20 protein-coding genes are annotated in these 17618 nt (G+C 29.9%); all 20 read right to left on the bottom strand.

The annotated features are described in order from the left end of the window. Nucleotides 1-102 precede the first annotated feature (102 nt). Nucleotides 103-723 carry a hypothetical protein gene (locus Q0787_RS14095; protein WP_298903482.1) on the bottom strand — a complete coding sequence of 207 codons (621 nt, stop codon included), beginning with the start codon at nt 721-723 and terminating at the stop codon, nt 103-105. 174 nt (nt 724-897) lie between these two features. Continuing rightward, nucleotides 898-2088 carry an alpha/beta hydrolase-fold protein gene (locus Q0787_RS14100; protein WP_298903483.1) on the bottom strand — a complete coding sequence of 397 codons (1191 nt, stop codon included), beginning with the start codon at nt 2086-2088 and terminating at the stop codon, nt 898-900. Between the two features lie 237 nt (nt 2089-2325). Continuing rightward, entirely contained in the window at nt 2326-3003 is a 678-nt protein-coding gene (locus Q0787_RS14105; RefSeq protein WP_298903484.1) for a hypothetical protein, read from the bottom strand. 142 nt (nt 3004-3145) lie between these two features. Then, complete coding sequence (locus Q0787_RS14110) at nt 3146-3682, bottom strand: DUF2199 domain-containing protein (RefSeq protein WP_298903485.1); 537 nt, start codon at nt 3680-3682, stop codon at nt 3146-3148. Then, entirely contained in the window at nt 3682-3996 is a 315-nt protein-coding gene (locus tag Q0787_RS14115; protein WP_298903486.1) for a hypothetical protein, read from the bottom strand. The genes Q0787_RS14110 and Q0787_RS14115 overlap by 1 nt, the downstream gene beginning before the upstream one ends. A 153-nt stretch (nt 3997-4149) precedes the next feature. Then, complete coding sequence (locus Q0787_RS14120; protein ID WP_298903487.1) at nt 4150-4413, bottom strand: hypothetical protein; 264 nt, start codon at nt 4411-4413, stop codon at nt 4150-4152. Nucleotides 4414-4460: 47 nt separating this feature from the next. Continuing rightward, entirely contained in the window at nt 4461-5000 is a 540-nt protein-coding gene (locus tag Q0787_RS14125; protein ID WP_298903488.1) for a hypothetical protein, read from the bottom strand. Nucleotides 5001-5117: 117 nt separating this feature from the next. Next, the gene (locus tag Q0787_RS14130) at nt 5118-5687 is read right to left on the bottom strand and encodes a hypothetical protein (RefSeq protein ID WP_298903489.1); all 570 of its coding nucleotides are present in this window, start codon (nt 5685-5687) and stop codon (nt 5118-5120) included. 236 nt (nt 5688-5923) lie between these two features. Next, nucleotides 5924-6457, bottom strand: coding sequence for a hypothetical protein (locus Q0787_RS14135; RefSeq protein ID WP_298903490.1), 534 nt, complete (start codon nt 6455-6457; stop codon nt 5924-5926). 292 nt (nt 6458-6749) lie between these two features. Next, nucleotides 6750-7124 carry a hypothetical protein gene (locus tag Q0787_RS14140; RefSeq protein WP_298903491.1) on the bottom strand — a complete coding sequence of 125 codons (375 nt, stop codon included), beginning with the start codon at nt 7122-7124 and terminating at the stop codon, nt 6750-6752. Between the two features lie 245 nt (nt 7125-7369). Further along, nucleotides 7370-7708, bottom strand: coding sequence for a hypothetical protein (locus Q0787_RS14145; protein WP_298903492.1), 339 nt, complete (start codon nt 7706-7708; stop codon nt 7370-7372). A 223-nt stretch (nt 7709-7931) separates the two neighbouring features. Next, nucleotides 7932-8867, bottom strand: a complete 936-nt coding sequence (locus Q0787_RS14150; protein WP_298903493.1) for a two-component regulator propeller domain-containing protein — start codon at nt 8865-8867, stop codon at nt 7932-7934. 231 nt (nt 8868-9098) lie between these two features. After that, nucleotides 9099-9683: a hypothetical protein gene (locus Q0787_RS14155; protein WP_298903494.1), complete on the bottom strand. Its 585-nt coding sequence runs from the start codon at nt 9681-9683 to the stop codon at nt 9099-9101. Between the two features lie 133 nt (nt 9684-9816). Further along, nucleotides 9817-10458 carry a hypothetical protein gene (locus tag Q0787_RS14160; protein WP_298903495.1) on the bottom strand — a complete coding sequence of 214 codons (642 nt, stop codon included), beginning with the start codon at nt 10456-10458 and terminating at the stop codon, nt 9817-9819. 185 nt (nt 10459-10643) lie between these two features. Continuing rightward, nucleotides 10644-11156 (bottom strand): OmpA family protein, encoded by a 513-nt coding sequence (locus tag Q0787_RS14165; RefSeq protein WP_298903496.1) that lies wholly within the window; start codon nt 11154-11156, stop codon nt 10644-10646. Nucleotides 11157-11319: 163 nt separating this feature from the next. After that, on the bottom strand, nt 11320-12021 hold the full coding sequence (locus Q0787_RS14170; RefSeq protein ID WP_298903497.1) for a hypothetical protein: 702 nt from the start codon (nt 12019-12021) through the stop codon (nt 11320-11322). Nucleotides 12022-12191: 170 nt separating this feature from the next. Beyond that, nucleotides 12192-12863 (bottom strand): hypothetical protein, encoded by a 672-nt coding sequence (locus Q0787_RS14175; protein WP_298903498.1) that lies wholly within the window; start codon nt 12861-12863, stop codon nt 12192-12194. A gap of 160 nt (nt 12864-13023) precedes the next feature. Continuing rightward, on the bottom strand, nt 13024-13986 hold the full coding sequence (locus tag Q0787_RS14180) for a hypothetical protein (RefSeq protein WP_298903499.1): 963 nt from the start codon (nt 13984-13986) through the stop codon (nt 13024-13026). A gap of 485 nt (nt 13987-14471) precedes the next feature. Beyond that, nucleotides 14472-15146 (bottom strand): hypothetical protein, encoded by a 675-nt coding sequence (locus tag Q0787_RS14185; protein ID WP_298903500.1) that lies wholly within the window; start codon nt 15144-15146, stop codon nt 14472-14474. A 547-nt stretch (nt 15147-15693) separates the two neighbouring features. After that, nucleotides 15694-17511, bottom strand: a complete 1818-nt coding sequence (locus Q0787_RS14190) for an AIPR family protein (protein WP_298903501.1) — start codon at nt 17509-17511, stop codon at nt 15694-15696. Between the last annotated feature and the right edge of the window lie 107 nt (nt 17512-17618).

The raw sequence follows: 17618 nt of genomic DNA on the forward strand, positions 1-17618 counted from the left end.
TTTAATAGTTGATCGCGTTGGCTAGGTCTAAATTAGTAAAAGAAAACGAACCAGAGGAAAATCCGCTAGGATTTTCCGAGTACACACAGAACGAGTAATTAACTATACACGTTGTTGTACACAGTTTTTTAATTTATTTTCAATGATTTTTATTTGAAATTCTAAGTTGTCAATTTCGTTAACATAACTTTTAATTATTTTTAATTCAATTTTTGCCTTTTCACACTCGCCCTTACTAATTAAACTGAATGATTTATGAATTCTTGCTCCAATTTCCTCATATTTATTTCGGGTGTTTTTTAGAACGAAATCCGCAATTTCAATTCCTTTTTGATATTCTCCAATATTAAAGTATTCCAAACTTAAATTTGTTCCAGCTGATAAATAAGTTGAATCAGAAATTGTTAGTGCTTGTTGATAATATAAAATTGAGTTATCATGATTTTTTAAGTGACTATTAACTAGTCCTAAATTACTTAGTATTGTCGCATTATCTGGTTCAATTTCAAGAGCTTCCAAGAGTATTTTATTAGCTTTTTCACTGAACCCTTTTTTACCATAATTAACTGCTTCGTCATTTAAGGCTTCAGCTTTTTCAAATTTGAATTCTTTATTTGTAATAACAATCTGTTCGGTATTATTTAAATCAGTTTTAGGTAATGAGGAATCTTTGCATGATAAAATTGATAATGCAATTAAGATGTAAAAGAAGTTACGATTCATATAGTTTTAGTTACGATTTTGGAAATTGTGTACAACGTGTTTGTGTATGAGTAGTAGCGAATTTATTTGCGATACTTTTCGGAAAGTAAATTACAAAATAAAAAAGAATAGCGACTTGAATATAAACTCAAATCGCTATAACTTATACACGTTGTTGGCTCTTGTTATTATTATTTAGTTAGATTTATTTTTAAATAATTTTTCAGCCTTTCTGTAATACATAGAAGCTTTTTTATTATTCAGAAGTGATTTATAATTATCTCCTAATCCTATGAGTGGTAATTCTGAATTAGGATATTTATCTGCTAGGAGACTAAATATCTCTATGGACTTATCGTATTGTTTATTTTCTAAATAGTAGTCTGCAATTAAACAAGAACGATTTATTCTTATTCTTTCAAGAAACCCTGTTTCTTTAAACTCATTTATAAATATGTCAAATTGATTATAGTCTTTTGCTCTTATCGCGTTTCTTGTTAAACTGAACATTGTCCAATCGGAAAGGTTACTTGAAAACCCATAATCTAAAGCTCTTTTTTTGTAATACTCATTAACATAATTTAGTCCGCCTGCTTTTGTAAATTCTTCAAGACTATTGAATTGTAATTCTGGATAGTAGCCATAAAACTTTTTTAAACCGAAATAAATAGTTGAATAAGGTGTAGAAAGATGCTCTTCATTTTCTAATTCTTTATAATTCCAATTCAGTGTTTTAGGAGCTTTCAATTTTAGCAAACTATCCAATTTTTTGGTTCCAATATTAACTTGGTTTTCATATGGACTTACTGAAAAATATAACATGTTGTTAATTCTCGGATTATTTGAAAGAAAATTATCTAGTTCTTCAATTTTATTGTCCAAAGGAAAAGGGCTGGCGGCAAGATAAGCATCAAAAAGATCTGGTTTATCCATCATTGTCTGAACTACAAAACTTCCACCATATTCCCAACCAAATAATATACGTTTATCAGAAGTTCGATAGCTATTGTCAATATAAGAAATGACTTCTTCTTCGATAAATTTTAAGAATCTTTTTTCTATATCAATAAAATGCCCAAATCTATCAGGATATTTGTTTGTAATTCCTACAATAATAAATTCTGGCGTCAGTTGAAAATGAGTATTAGATTTTAAAAGGCTTACTCCAAAAGGAAATAACCTTTGACCATCTAAGATGTATAATACTGGGTACTTTTTATCTGTTGTTTTATAACTTTCAGGGACAAATACTTGAATTTGTCGATCTTCATTTAAACTTTTTGAATGAATTGTATAATTAACCCCTAAATTATTTACTGTTTGTGCATATATATTTGTGCAGAAATAGCATATAGAAAAAAATATACATAGTTTTTTTATTGTCATTTCAACTAGGCTTTAAATTAAATTCAAATCTATGTCATTTAGTAAGCACAAGTAGTTAAATTATTAATAAAATTGTCGTAGTAAGTATGAATTTATAATAAGTGCCAACGTGTTCGTGTATGGTTGGTTGCGGATAAATCCGCGAGGATTTTCCGCTGTATTGATTTTGATTAAAGGTAGGAATTTTTCTTTTGCTTAACCAACAGAGCAATTAAATATACACGTTGTTGGCCATAGTTATTTTTGATTTGCTTTAATAAATTCAGACATAATTAAATCGTTATTCAGTCGAGCATTTTTAATAGATTCTATTCCATTAAAATCAAGATAGTAACCTCCATAAACAAGGTGGTTTTTGATATTAATTAAATTATATACATAAACTACTATGTAATTATGGTCGTCTGAATATGGTTTTATTAATTTAATTGCAGAATATATTTTTGGGTTTTTGCTATATTCTTGAAGTAAATATGGTTTGTCAGCAGTAATAAATGTTGAGTCAGAATATGTTTTATTAATGGCATCTTTAACTTCAATTTCCTCTACTGATGCTTTATTGATTTGAATGTCAAAAATTTTTTTTAAATCAGCATCCTTGATTTTTCGTTTTTGCTCTTCGTCTCTTATAAATAACAAAGAATAATCAGTAAAATCAATGGAATCTATACTGTCTTTTTTTTTTGCTGTTTCATTATTTAAATAGACACCAATAATTGTTGTTCCATCGTTTGAGCTTTCTTCAAATCGATTTTTAACTAGCTCGTCAGAATAAAGTTCATTCCAGTTACTTAATACAGGTAATTCGATTTGAATTCTTTCCGTTTCATTTAATTCCGTTGTAATATTCGAATTTGTACTAGTGTCTTTGCAACTTATTACTCCTATAAATAAAATTATGATGGCTTTTTTCAATTGTCTGGTTTAATTATGGCTAACGTGTAAGTGTATGGTTTGTTGTGTTGGTTTAGCACGTAATTTAGCAAATAAAACCGAATAGAAAATCCGCGAGGATTTTCGTAAGTAGGCTAGAACTTGCAATAAATTATATGCGGTGTTACCCAGCGTTTTTTGTCATTTCGTTTATTCTATTTTCCGCTTCTGTTTTTAAAATTCCGTTGTAATAATCTCTAACAAATGGATGGTCAAAATCTTCGTGTGGAAAAATTTCAGGTCTATCATTTTCATTTTTTGTCATTACATCGCAAGGAATAGAAGACGTAGCTCCATATTCTGGAATATTGCTACATAACCAACCAAAATATCCAGTTTCGTGATTTGGATTATTGTAATTTTCTTTATAATCTAAATAACTTTTTTCACTTAATGATACCCAAAGTCCGTATTCCAAAGTTTCACAAGCGTCTTTTACTTTTTGAGTAAGCGTTACTCTTATAAAGCGGTCAATTTGGTCTTCGTAATGAATTTCGCAAAAGTCCGATTCTAATTTTCCAAGTTCAGTTTTTTCTTTATCGGACAGAAAGTCGTAATTCGCAGGTGATTTAAACGCTAAAGCAGGCCATTCCGAATGAACATTTCCACATTCTGAGCATTTAAATTCCTTTGATTTATTTTTCTTTCTTTTCCAGAACATTATTCAAGAGTTTGATTCATTGCGATTATCATCATTATTCCAATATATAAAAATGGAATTGCACTTAAAAAAATCCAAATCAGATTATTTTTCAAGTCAGATTTATGTTTTGAAAATAAAACAATAGTATTAATAAAAGAGAGAAACACAGCTCCATAAAATGCAAGTAGTAAAGTTGGTGCTCCATACCTATAAATCCAAGTTCCTCTATATTCTTTAACTATTTGTGCTAATAACATTGTAATCAAACAAAATCCGATGATAAGAATACCACTATTTTTAGTCCAATTAATATTTCGTAGTTTAATGTTCAATGTTTTGTTAAGTGTTGACTAACGTGTTCGTGTATGATTAGTTGCGTTGGCTAGGTCTAAGATAGTAAAAGGTAATGAACCATTAGGGAAATCGGCAGGATTTTCCGAGTACAAGCTGAACAAATAATTAACTATACACGTTGTTACCCAACGTTATTTATTCGGCCAGCATAAATATACAAATCCAGCAATTAATACTAATTCTATTAGATTTAGGGTCAATTTATTTTTAATTGTTTTGAATAATAAATAATCAATTAGAATTCCGAAAAAACCAGTAATAATTGTTACTGTTGCTGCAATAGTACCATTACCATCTGGATCTTTTAAACTTTCCTTGTCAAAAATATAAATCAATGGAAATATTATTATGAGCAAAATCGAAAATATCAGTAGTGCTGTTATCCGTTTTTTCATAAAAAGTTTAAAGTGTTTAATTGTTGAAGTACTTTTAAAATATCAAATTAATCAACATTTTTATTCCGCAATTTAATTTTTCCTTCTTGTTTATATTTCCAAATCTTAAATCGAATTTTACCTAGAAAACTATTCCATTCGTAACGAATTCCACCCAATTCCCAATTAACATCAAATTTGTTTGTGTCATTTCTTCGATAATTTGGAAGTCCAATTTTACAATGCAGCATTGGGTCATTATTTTTTACAGTTTCATAAAAGTCAGATTCTAGAGATGATTTCGGATAATATTGAATTTCAATTATTGTCTTGTCCTTTTTGCTTTTATATATGTGCAAGTTTATATCGTACAGATTTTCATAAAACGCTTTTAATTCAGTCGTTATTTTTCCGAGTGATTTAGGTATCTTTTTATCATTTGCCTTTTTTCGTTCAGTTCGATTCGGTTCACCATTTTTGATTTCCGAAATAATGTAACTCGTATTATCTGAAATTTTATTCCAACAAGAATTTCTTGCCATTTCTAATAGAGAAGAAGTGGCTTCTTTTAAATTCTGTTCGAGGTTATTTTTAGTGACAGTTTTCAAATGTTGACTAACGTGTTCGTGTATGATTTCGTTGCGATTGGTACTAAGATATGAAATAGGAGAGAAACCATTGTTCAGCAACTAGGAAATTCCGAATAGGAATTTCAGAGCAATGAACTATACACGTTGTTGTAAAACGTTTTTAATTCCACTTTCAAATTCCGTTTTCAGTTTATTTATTTTTCTTTTATTCGCAAACCAATGAAAAGGTGAAGGGCTTGAAAAAAGTCCAAACGAAATACAATTTACAAGAATATCTTTTTCGTCATAAAGTATTGTCATTTGTTTTCCCCAATCAGTTCCAGAATCTTGCCAAGAAAAATTGATTATTGATATTTGTTGATTATTCGCTGAAATATTCCATTCATTTTTTTTCGCAATCTTTTTAATTAGATTAGAGTTTTTTCCTCTCGATACTCCTTTAATCCGCTTTAATTTATACACATTGAAAATTGAGTAAATCATAAACCCTCCAATTATTAGTGTGAAAATTAGAAACGCAAGAGAAAGTCCAATTGGTTCGTCGTTGTTTAAGTTCGAATTGAACTCCATTATCGCTACAAATGGAAACATTCCAACAGGCATTAATGGAAGTAAATATTCGAATAATTTTTCGAGAAACCATTGTCTAGTAATCAGCTTTCCAGCTTTTTTAGATTTCGATATGTCGATTGGAATTCTGTTCACTCAAATGTTTTACAACGTGTTCGTGTATGGTTTACCTTCGGTGATTATTTTCCCTAGTTCGTTTTTGCTGGCGTCATTTTTTCAAAATGTCGAGCAAAAATCTACTAGCTTTAATAGTTGATCGCGTTGGCTAGAACTAAGTTAGCAAAAGAAAACGAACCAGAGGAAAATCCGTAGGATTTTCCGAGTAATCATTGCACGAGCAATGAATTATACACGTTGTTGGCTAACGTTTTTTAGTTCTCTATTATTCCAATTGGTATTTCTTCTTCCTCAATGTCGTCCAAATTCAAGGTGGGAATTACTTTCTCTTCTTCGGTTCTTAGGTCAGGACAACTTGCTAATTTTGCCCTTTTTTTAAATTCAGATAGAGTTTTGCTTTTCCACATTTTTAAATTTGTAGAGTCAATTTCATCATAATCAAATTCAGCTTTGTTTAGTTCAAGTTTGTCCCAGCTATAAGTGCTTTTTAAAATAATTTTACTTTTAGATTGAGAAATTGTAACAAGTGTGTCGTTATTTATGAGTAGTCCAAGTCCATTTTTAAATTTCGATAAAATTAATGTGCTGTCAGTGATCTTGTTTTGAAAAAGCCAAACTTCATCGGATACTGTTGTTAGATTTATGACATACTTGTCTGTTATTTTATATTCGGAATAATTACCATCCTTATGGCATATATTCCAAGTTCCAATTGCGATGTGTTTTTTATTCGCTTTTTGACAACCGAAAACTAAAAAAAGAACAAATATTATTTTCAGGTATCTCATGTCTCAAATGTTTGCCAACGTGTTAGTGTATGGTTTACCTTCGGTGATTATTTTCCCTAGTTCGTTTTTGCTAGCGTCATTTTTTCAAAATGTCGAGCAAAAATCTACTAGCTTTAATAGTTGATTGCGTTGGCTAGGTCTAAATTAGTAAAAGAAAGCGAACCAGAGGAAAATCCGTAGGATTTAGCAAGTAGGCGAGAACCAAGCAATTGATTATACACGTTGTTAGCAACTGGCTTTTTATTGGTTTATATTTCTTTCCAAATGGTTTTATAATCAGGAAATTTGCTTTTTAATCTTGAAATAAATAATGGGCTTGCGAATATAATTCTGCTGAAGGTTCAACTTCAGTAACCTCATTATCTTCAACTTTCCAAGCTTTAATTCCAATATCACTTGAGTTAAGAAGTAAATAATTGTCCATATCACTCCAACCAACTTCCCATCTGCTAAAATCTCCAGCTCCAGACTCAATTTTTGCTATCAGTTGTTTTTTAGAATTATAAATTTCAAAAATAGGTTCAGCATAAAATTCCGCATTTTTGTCAGTCCGATTTACTTTTGCAATTACAGAGAATTTTCCATCCAAGGATTTTTTTTCAGATTCAACATAATCAGAACAACTAAAAATTAAAAATAGAACGACAAATAATGTTAGGTTTTTCATTTTTCAGCTTGTTGCCAACGTGTTCGTGTATGGTTTACCTTCGGTGATTATTTTCCCTAGTTCGTTTTTGCTGGCGTCATTTTTTCAAAATGTCGAGCAAAAATCTACTAGCTTTAATAGTTGATCGCGTAGGCTGGAACTAAGTTAGCAAAAGAAAACGAACCAGAGGAAAATCCGTAGGATTTTCCGAGTACACACAAACTTAGCAATTGATTATACACGTTGTTGGCTGTTGGCTTTTTACCTTATGCAGTTCCAACATAGTCTCTATTCCAATCTAACCATTTATTATATATCAAATTTTTTAGATTTTCCAATTCTGCATGTTTTTCCGCTAGAGGATAAACAGATTCTTTCATTTTTTTCATTTGTGAATCCGTCAAGTTTTCATTCCATATTAATTCCGTTCCGTATTTTATAATTCCACTTATATGCTCATTATTGAGTGCTTTTTCAAATTTATTCCAATCTGATTTTAAAGTTTCAACATGTCTTTTTTTTCGTTTAGATAGCCAGATAAAATAAACGATTAGTGCAAGTAGAAGAATAGAAAAAGTTATAATAAGTAATAATCCGTTATCCATAATTAGTTTTCGAGCTTACTGCCAACGGTCTTGTGTATGGCTCGTTGCATGCAAATTAGCGAATGTTTTTCGGTTGAGCACAAGCCAGATTTTTAAATTTTACTATTTATCTTCTTTCTTGGAAATCATCAAATTTAAAAATTTGGCGACTTTCCAAATACGCCTTGACTTCGACTTAAGCAACTGAACAGCAATGAGCTATACACGTTGTTGTAACACGTATTTATAGTTCTATTTTAAATAATCCATAATTCGTAGCAATCCACGCAATATCATTTTCAATTGCTATATCTAAAATTGCATTTCCTCTTTGTCGGAAAAATATAGATTGTATTTTGTCTTTTGATACAATATTCAGCCCATCGTTTGTCGCCAACCAATAATTTCCGTCGTCATCGATTTCTATATCTCTAACCATATTATTTGATAAATCAGAATTATCTTTATTCACGTGATTCCATTTATCATTTTTTAGGATTGAATAACCACCAGTTATATTTCCTCCATAACCAATATAAAGTTCATTATCATCATATAATCTTAAAGCTCGAACATATTGTTGTAGTTCAGAATTTTCGGTTGTTAGAGATTGCCATTTTGAGTTTTTATAAATTAGAAGTCCGTTATTGTGGCCAATATAAATTTCTTTGTCGTTTCTGACAGCCAATGCTCTTATTGTGACACTTTTCGGTAGTTTGATTTTATTCCATTCAGTTCCGTTGAAAGAAGTCAGTCCGTTTGAACCTCCAAAGTATATTATTCCGTTTTCATCTTCTGTTATATCGATGATTGAAATTTTAGATAATTTGATTTCGCTTGAAGAATAAGTCGTCCAATCTTTTCCATCAAATTTTGCTAAACCATCTGGTTGCGAAAATGATGCCCAAATATTATCTTTTGAGTCGATAAAAATTGGGGAAATATATTTTCCTTTAATAACTGAATTTTTGGCGTCAAAAGTTGTAAAATTTTCGCCATCAAATTTTATAAGTCCAGATTTTGCACTTCCTAGCCATTTGTTTCCTTCTTTATCAACTGCGATTGACCAAAAGTCATCATCTGTCAATTCAGAGTTTTCTTTCGTAAAATGCTCGATATTTTGTCCAAAGCTAAATTGGATAAATAGAATTATTAATATGGACGATAATGTTTTTCTCATATGTGTTACAACGTGTTTGTGTATGGTTTACCTTCGGTGATTATTTTCCCTAGTTCGTTTTTGCTGGCGTCATTTTTTCAAAATGTCGAGCAAAAATCTACTAGCTTTAATAGTTGATCGCGTTGGCAAGAACTAAGTTAGCAAAAGAAAACGAACCAGAGGAAAATCCGTAAGATTTTCCGAGTACACACAAAGCAAACAATGGGTTATACACGTTGTTGTGCATAGTATTTAATGTTCAAATTTTGGATATTTTTTATATTCCTTAAGTATTTTTTCTTTATCAGTTTCCGATAATCCAAAGTCTGAAGTTGAATCTGGAGGAAATGGAGGCACGTCATCAGCAATATTCAGCACGTAATTGCTTACATATTTATTTAGTGTCATAGCTGTTCCGATACAACCTGATTGGTAATAAACCAAATCAGTAGTGTCTCTAATAGCTTTCAATATATATTCCGTTTTTTTATCAAAATTCTTTCTTCGTATAAGTCCTTCGTGAGCAACTGCTTTAATAGTTCCACTTGGAAAATCAGTTAATTTAATTAATTCAGATTCAGTCGCATTATTAATAATCCAAACTCTACTTATAATTGATAAGTCTTTTCCATTTCCTTCGATTCTGCTTGAGATAGATTGATGTTTATAGACACTAATAGAATCTTTTATTTCTGTTCTTATTCCATCCCAATTGAAAGACCAACTTTTTTCATAACCAGATGTGGAAATTAAAATAAGCGATATGCCAATTACTGATAAAATTGGAAAAATTATCGAAAATCGATTACGATTATTAATATTCCTACGGTTTCTCATAATATTATTGCCAACGGTCTTGTATATGAAAAGTAGCGGATTTTATGCACTATTTTTTCAATTTAACAATGACCTCTAATTTATTCATTTTCTTTAGATTAAGCGATTAAACCGCTATTTTTTATATACGTTGTTAGGAAACGTTTTTATTGGGTATTATTTCTGAACTAACATAAAACTCAGCAAGAAACTTTGGCATATTAAATATTCTCATTAAATCTTCAATTCCGTCTGCATCATTATAGATCCAAGTTCCATCATGATCACCTAAGCCTAATTCTTCTACATCAATTGTTATAGGAATTAATTCGCCATTGTCGTTAAAGTGACATTCAAATAGTGAATCGCCAACTCTAATTGATTTATCATAGTAGTATTTAGAAGTTCCATTCCAGTATGGGATTTCATTTTCAATATCATCAGTAAAACTTGAAACTATCACATTGTTTTCACAATCATAAACTGAATTCACAATAGTTTCTAAAATTTTATCGCTGTTATAGTGATATAACTTTTCATGTCTAAATTCTCCTATGAATTCTCGCTGTCCTAAAACAAATTTTACTTCCTGTAAACCTACATTGTTGAGTATTTCGATTCGACTTTTATTGCTTTCGTTGAAAATGATATACTCGTTGAGTTTTTCATTTTTATAAATTTCTCGAGTTTTATATTTCCCTTGAATATCATTTGGTTCAGAATAGTATTCATCCACTGGCAATTCTATTTCTTTAATTATCGCTTCATACTCATTTTTATAAATTATTTTCTTCATTAGAATTTATGTTGATAATTTAATTTGGTTGTGCTGAAATGTTGCCTAACGTGTTCGTGTATGGTTTCGTTGTTTTAGTTTAGTACTAAATTAGCAAAAGAAAACGAACCAGATGAAAATCCGCAGGATTTTCCGAGTACACACAAAACGAGTAATTGACTATACACGTTGTTGTGAGTAGTATTTTATTCAGTCATGTATACAAAATCAACTCTTCTGTTTTCTTTGTTTCCGTTTTCTGTTTGCAGACCAAATGGTCTATCAGATTTCCCGTCTATCAATTCTATTCGATTTTTTTTAATTCCGTTCTTTATGAATACAGCTTGAATAAATTCTGCACGTTCGCGTGATATATTCGAATTAGTTTTATTCTCAACCGAGTCCGAATTTCCAATAATTTGGATTCTCAGTTTATCATATTTTAGCATTGATCCAATCATGTGATACGAAGATTCTAAATCAGAAGTTGAATTACAATTTTGTTCAAAATAAATTGAATTTTGAAAATTGATTTCAAGTATTAGACCTTCTTTTTCAGCTTCATCTTTTTCTTTCCAAGCTAACATTCGTAATTCCGCAATCGAGTCAGCACTTCGAGTTAGAATTTCAGTTGAAACTTTTTCAATCGATTCTAATTTGACACATTTATATTTTGTTCCACCACACGAGTATGTGAGAAATTGAAGTAGAATTATCAAATACAAAGGTTTTCTCATATTACTCACAACGTGTTTGTGTATGATTTCGTTGCGTGTTTCAGCAACTAAATTAGCAAATACAAACCGAATAGAAAATCCGCGAGGATTTTCGTAAGTAGGCGAGTACTAGCAATGAATTATACACGTTGTTGTATGCCGTTTTTTATTTATAGTAATAGTACCAATTACTTTCATAATTCGTGTCAAAATTCTCTTTACTATCCAAAAAAATTGAATAAAAATCTCTCTTAAAATATCCAAATTCGTCATACTTTTTTAGAATGTCAAAATATTGTTCATTCCATTTTTTATGTAATTCAGAATCTTGGTATTTCTTTAATTGCTCATCTGTGTATAAAAAAATTGTCGCACTATTAAATCTTCTGTCAATCATCCATATTTCTGGATTATTTATTTCCGATTTCAGCTTTTTAATTTCTTTATCAGGTATATTTTTATTTGCCTCATCTTTTGCTATTGTTTCAAAGTCAGAGAAGTAAACAAATAGATTGTTTGATTTATAAGTCAGTCCAAGTAGTTTTTTAATCCAATTCGGCTTATTTTTCAATTCATAATTTGATGTTATTTCTCCAAATTTTTTCGCAATTTCGTGTTGCTTGGTTTTGTCAAAATTATAAGTCCGATTATCCATAAATTTCCCTTTGTCTTTTGCATATTCAAGACAAACTTGTAATCGTGGATTGGACTTGTTATTATCCATGAAATCAAAGACTAAATTTAGTGTTTTTACACTATATTTTTTATCAATCCATTTCGCAAGTGGCTCAAATTCATCCTTGATTTTTGAAATCCCTTGTTTTATTTTTTTGGTTGATTTATAATCTTTGTCAGAAGTAAATATCATTTTTCTTTAATGCAGAATGTTTTCTCAAATGGCATACAACGTGTTCGTGTATGGTTAGTTGCGTTGGCTAGAACTAAGTTAGCAAAAGAAAACGAACCAGAGGAAAATCCGCAGGATTTTCCGAGTACGCACAGAAGAGCAATTAATTATACACGTTGTTACCTGCTGTATTATTTCAATGGATTCCTTAAGATAAAATCTCGTACAGAATTGAGCATTAATGCTACTTGATCTTTATTATATTCTGAATAATTTCCATGTGCAGCTTTGTTCCGTAAATCTAACCAAGCAGTAATGTTTTTTTCATCAAGTTTATTATAGACACTTAATTTTGCTAGTTCAGCATTAATTAAGTTTGCTTTTTTAGGTCTGTCTTTGGCATCTCTTATAGGGTTTCCAGCAAAAGTTGATAATTGCCGCATATGTTCTTCCAAAATACTTCCAATCATAACAGCCGATGCATCTTTATAATTTTCACTCAATAAATGTTCACTCATTTCAAGAAAATCAGAGAAGATTTCTGCAGAAATTAAGCCTTTTATTGATGCTAGCCAATCATTGGCTATTTCAAATTTTATTGCGTTAAGTATACCACGAAGGATTTTATATGAATGATGAGAGTGATTCCCTTTAAATTCTAGATAATAAGGGTGATTTTTTCCATAAAGATTTAAAATTAGAGAAAGAGATGAAGACTTTATTTGTGAGTAAAGTTCGGTGTCATATTCTGTAGTAAAAGTTCTTCGTCCAGAAATAACTCTAGGTTTTTTAGTAATCGTAGATTCGTAAGTATCTATACTTCCTATTATTCCATTTATTCTATCTAATAATCTTTGCTTCATATTGCAGGTAACGTGTTCGTGTATGGTTAGTTGCGTTGGCTATGTCTAAATTAGTAAAAGAAAACGAACCAGAGGAAAATCCGTAGGATTTTCCGAGTACACACAGAACAAGCAATTAAATATACACGTTGTTGTACAACGTATTTTAATTTATAAAATGTTAATCTCTCTCCAAATGTAAAATTTCTAAATAACGAACTTCACTCAATTTATAAATGTAATTTGTTTTTAACTCATGATCTCTTAAAAAGATATAATCTGCTGTAATTCCAAGTAATCTCTTATTTTCAGTAGTTTCTATATTTTGATTTTCGTATACAAAGCATAATTCTTTAGTAGCTTTTTGATGAATAAAATTATAGCTTCTCAAGTTTTGATATTGCATCAATGTTGATATTATAACTATAAAAAATATGGCTATTAAATAAAACCTAAAAGATTTTTTTGTCATTTTACCTTTTAAATGCCTTATTCCTAATACTACACCAACAGCTATAAAGCATATTAAAATAACAGTGACAAGCAAACGAGGTTCATTTAAATAACTTGGTTCTTTTATTTTTAGGCTTGTAATAGAGTAAAGAGGTAATATAATTATAGTAAATCCATACCACAAAATGAAAGTGGGTAGAAAAATTGTAATTATGAATAAGAGAAATAATAAAACCATTAGAACATAATTACCTATAGCTTTGAGATGTTTCCCTTTATTCCAATCTTGTTTTGCCTTTTTATATTTACTTATAAAAATTGATTTTTTAAGTTCATAGTTTTCAATATGGTTTTCTTTATCTTTTTTCTCCTTTTGGTCATCTTCATTTTTTCGCTTTTTAAGTTTTATATCACCAATCATGAATTCATTGTATGCATTCATAGATAAATATGATACAAAGAGAAAAATTATTGGATAAATAAGTGAAATAAATGAAAACAGAAATTCATTTATAGATAAATAATTGAAAATGTCAATATTAAACTTCCTGTAGTAAAAATCATAATTGATGTAGCCTAAGAAAACAAAAATGGGATATACTATCGGTATGTATTTGGAAAACTCAATGAAAGAACTATTAGACTCAACTTTAACATTGTCATTAGTAGATTTTGTTGTTTCATCATTCATTTAATAATTGTTCTTTATATGTTGTACAACGTGTTCGTGTATGGTTTCGTTGCGTCTGCACTAAGATAGCAAATAGGAGCGAACCCATTGTTCAGAAGCGACAGAAATTCCGATAGGAATTTCCGAGCAATGAACTATACGCGTTGTTATATGCTGTTGCGAAACAGAAGAGTAAACACGTATTGCCTCAAGGACGCTAGGAATAAACGAGCAAGAGTAATCACATTTAGTTGTAAGTAGCTCACGTTTTGCTATTTGAGTAAGTACGTATTGCCACAACCAAGCTAACGTACAGAGAGTATAAGTAAGTAGATAAATTGAGTTTGAGTGAGAATGAGCAATTGCTTGTAACGTGTTCGTGTATGGTTAGTTACGTAGGCAATGTCTAAGATAGTAAAAGAGAACGAACCATTAGGTAAATCCGCAGGATTTTCCGAGTGCAAGCTGTACTAGTAATTAGTTATACACGTTGTTGTAAGTAGTTTTTATTCAGATTTCAACTTCTTCACGCCTTGTTCAACACCTCTTTCCATCCAATAGAAAATATATTTTTCCTGATAGTCCTTTTCAACAATATAATCTTTTGAAACAGGATATATTCCATCTAATTTTGAGTAAGAATATTTGTAAAATTCAATTTCAATTGGTTTACCAGAATAATAATATAATTGGTATTCTTTAGATTCTTCTTGTAATTCTGCATTTGAAGGTGGTGACATATTAAGTTCAGACCAGATTGAATCTCTCTTTTTAAAATCAGAAATTCTTTCTACTTTTTCAATAAACCCATTTTTGTTTAAATGATAAATTGATTGATAATGCGCTACATGTTTGTCAACAAAAAGAGTTTCTTCGTATTTGTCGTATGCAGTTTCAATAATTTTATTCTCGGAATACTCATAAGTTACTTTCGCTATTGGAAAATAGCCAAACTCAGATAGTTTATCGTTTCTTAAAAATTCTAATTTTGTAACTCTATTTTTTTTATCAATCGTTTCTCTTATTTGTTTTTTGCTAGAGCCATTATTATTCCATTTTTCTATTATTAAGGGTCTTTTATCATATGTTCCGACTAAAATAGAATGGTAAATTACCTTTTGTTCAGAGGAATCTGAATTTGTTTTTTTAATTAATATTGGTTTTTCAACACTAGTTTTCACTAAAATAGGTTTAGGAACTACTTTATGTTTTGAAGAGCAAGAATTCAATAAAAAAATAGTCATCAAAATTAAAATTCGATTCAGCATAAATGTTTGGTCAAATTACTTACAACGTGTTCGTGTATGGTTAGTTGCGTTGGCAAGAACTAAGTTAGCAAAAGAAAACGAACCAGAGGAAAATCCGTAGGATTTTCCGAGTACACACACAATCAGCAATGAACTATACACGTTGTTATGTACTGTTGCAACACAATAGAGTAAGAACGTGTTACCATAACCAATCTAAGGTAAAGTGAGCAAGAGTAAGCACATAAAGCCGTAAACGAGCTAACGCAAGGAATTTTGAGTAATCAGTTTTCGCCGAAATAAGCTAACGTAAAGAGAGTATGAGTAAGTTACAAGAGTGAGAAGTTGCAATTGTACCTAACGTGTTCGTGTATAGTTTGTTGCGGAAAAGTACACGTTTATTTTTCCGCAGTTACAATATAGTGAAAAGCACACAAAGATCGTCGTCTTAACCAGCTAGAGCAATTGGCTATACGCGTTGTTATGTGGCGTTTTCAAAATCGAAATGTTGAATTTGTATGTTTATACTAACTCCTTTATAGTATCCATCAAAATTTAGAACTTGTCTTTTTTCTCCAGTTTCAGGATCTTTAAATTCTCGAAAATATCTTTGGTTGACTGGAGCAGAAATAATATGTTTTTCAAATTTCAACCAATTATTTAAAGTATTCTCAATTGTAGTTTCAATTGGTTGATCTTTAAATTTAGCGTAATGTTTTAATATTGATGAAATCACAGCAAACTTACCATATCGTAAAGCATAACCATAGTTGATAATACCATCTTTATTGTTTACTTCTTGTTTAAACTTACTTTGTATTTTGTTTAAATGATTATACACTAAAAATGCAAAAACATATTCTTTATATCTGCTTGAATCATTTAGTGTGTTTTCAAAATTTGACTTTTTAAATAAAGTCTTACTTCCTGTTCTTCTTGCTTGAGATGGTTTTTGACTTATTGCTAGAATTAGTCTTAACATTAACTCTCGATCAATGATTTGTGATCTGTCTATATATTTATTCCTAATTCCTTCTCCAAATTCGCCTGATTTTCGTTGATAAAAATAACCGTATTTATCATAGATCAATGTTTGTAAATCTATTTGTATTTTATCATTTGACCTTCTATCAGCATCACTTACAGCAGTTTGTTGATTTGTAGCTTTGGAGATTTCTTCTATTAATTTTAATTTTTTTTCACCTTTTTCATCTACTTCGTTAGAAAAGGTTATAACCTTTAGCAAAACTTCTTTTTTGTCAAAAATGCTTATTGATTTATTGCCTTGAATCACATCAGCGTATAACATACTTAAAGTATAAGCTGTTTGGCCTCCATTAATAATTTGAGGGTTTTTGAGTATTAATTGACCAATGCCTTTTTTTCCTATTTTTTTATTTAAATCTGTTTCGTCAGAAAGAATAGTAATACCATTGTTAAAAAGAGCAAACTCATTTGTTTTTTTTGAAACTATTGTGTTAGCTATTGAGGCATTTACGCTTCCCGAGTGCATATCTAAATAACTTCTAGGATTATATTTTAAAATAGAATTCTTGTATTTGTATAGAGTTTTTGCAATCTCAATAGTAGGGACAAATAATACTGAAATCTCACAATCTTTAAATTCCGTTTCAACAGAATAACTTATGTCTTCGGAGTTTTTATCCAAAAGGTTTATTGATATCGCTAATTCTGATTGATTATAAAAAGTTCCCGTTACCACTGGAAAAACTAATTCTTTATAAGTTTTGGAATGATTAAATTCACTAACAGGATTGCTATCTGAAAGTTTTCTTAATTTATTTTGAGAAATCTCTTTTGTATTCGCAAGAATAATAATTTCATATTTGTACCTTCCCATATCAGGTATTTCTTGCAATTCTTTAATTAAGTTTTGAATATTTACATTATAATTTTTTCCATTTTCATATTTAGTTTCTCCTTCAGTAATTCTATCAATATCCATATTAAGTAGTTCACCATATTTGATTTCTCTACTTTCAAAATTTTCTTGATTAGTTCTAAATTTTGCTTGTATAAAGTAAATAGCTTTATTATTCTTGTCGATATAATATCCGTCAATACCACCATCATCGATTCCATCTGTTACAAATTTTATTCGATCTTCAAAATTTAAGAGTCCAAATTTTACTTTTAAGAATAGATGAACATATGCTCTTGATCTAGCATTATTTAATTTGTCAATCTCATTTTCTAAAGGATGATAGAATTTATAATCTTCAGGAGCTTCTTTTCTTAAAATGTCAAGAATATTGATAAGGGTTGTGTATTTACTCATTGAATTATGAAGTTAGTTTTTAATGACACATAACGGTCTTGGCTATGGTTTCGTTGCGGAATGGTTCGGTAGAACTATTCCGTCGTAAATCAAAGTTAGCAAATACG

This window comes from uncultured Psychroserpens sp. (genome assembly GCF_947492715.1).
Lineage (GTDB): Bacteria > Bacteroidota > Bacteroidia > Flavobacteriales > Flavobacteriaceae > Psychroserpens.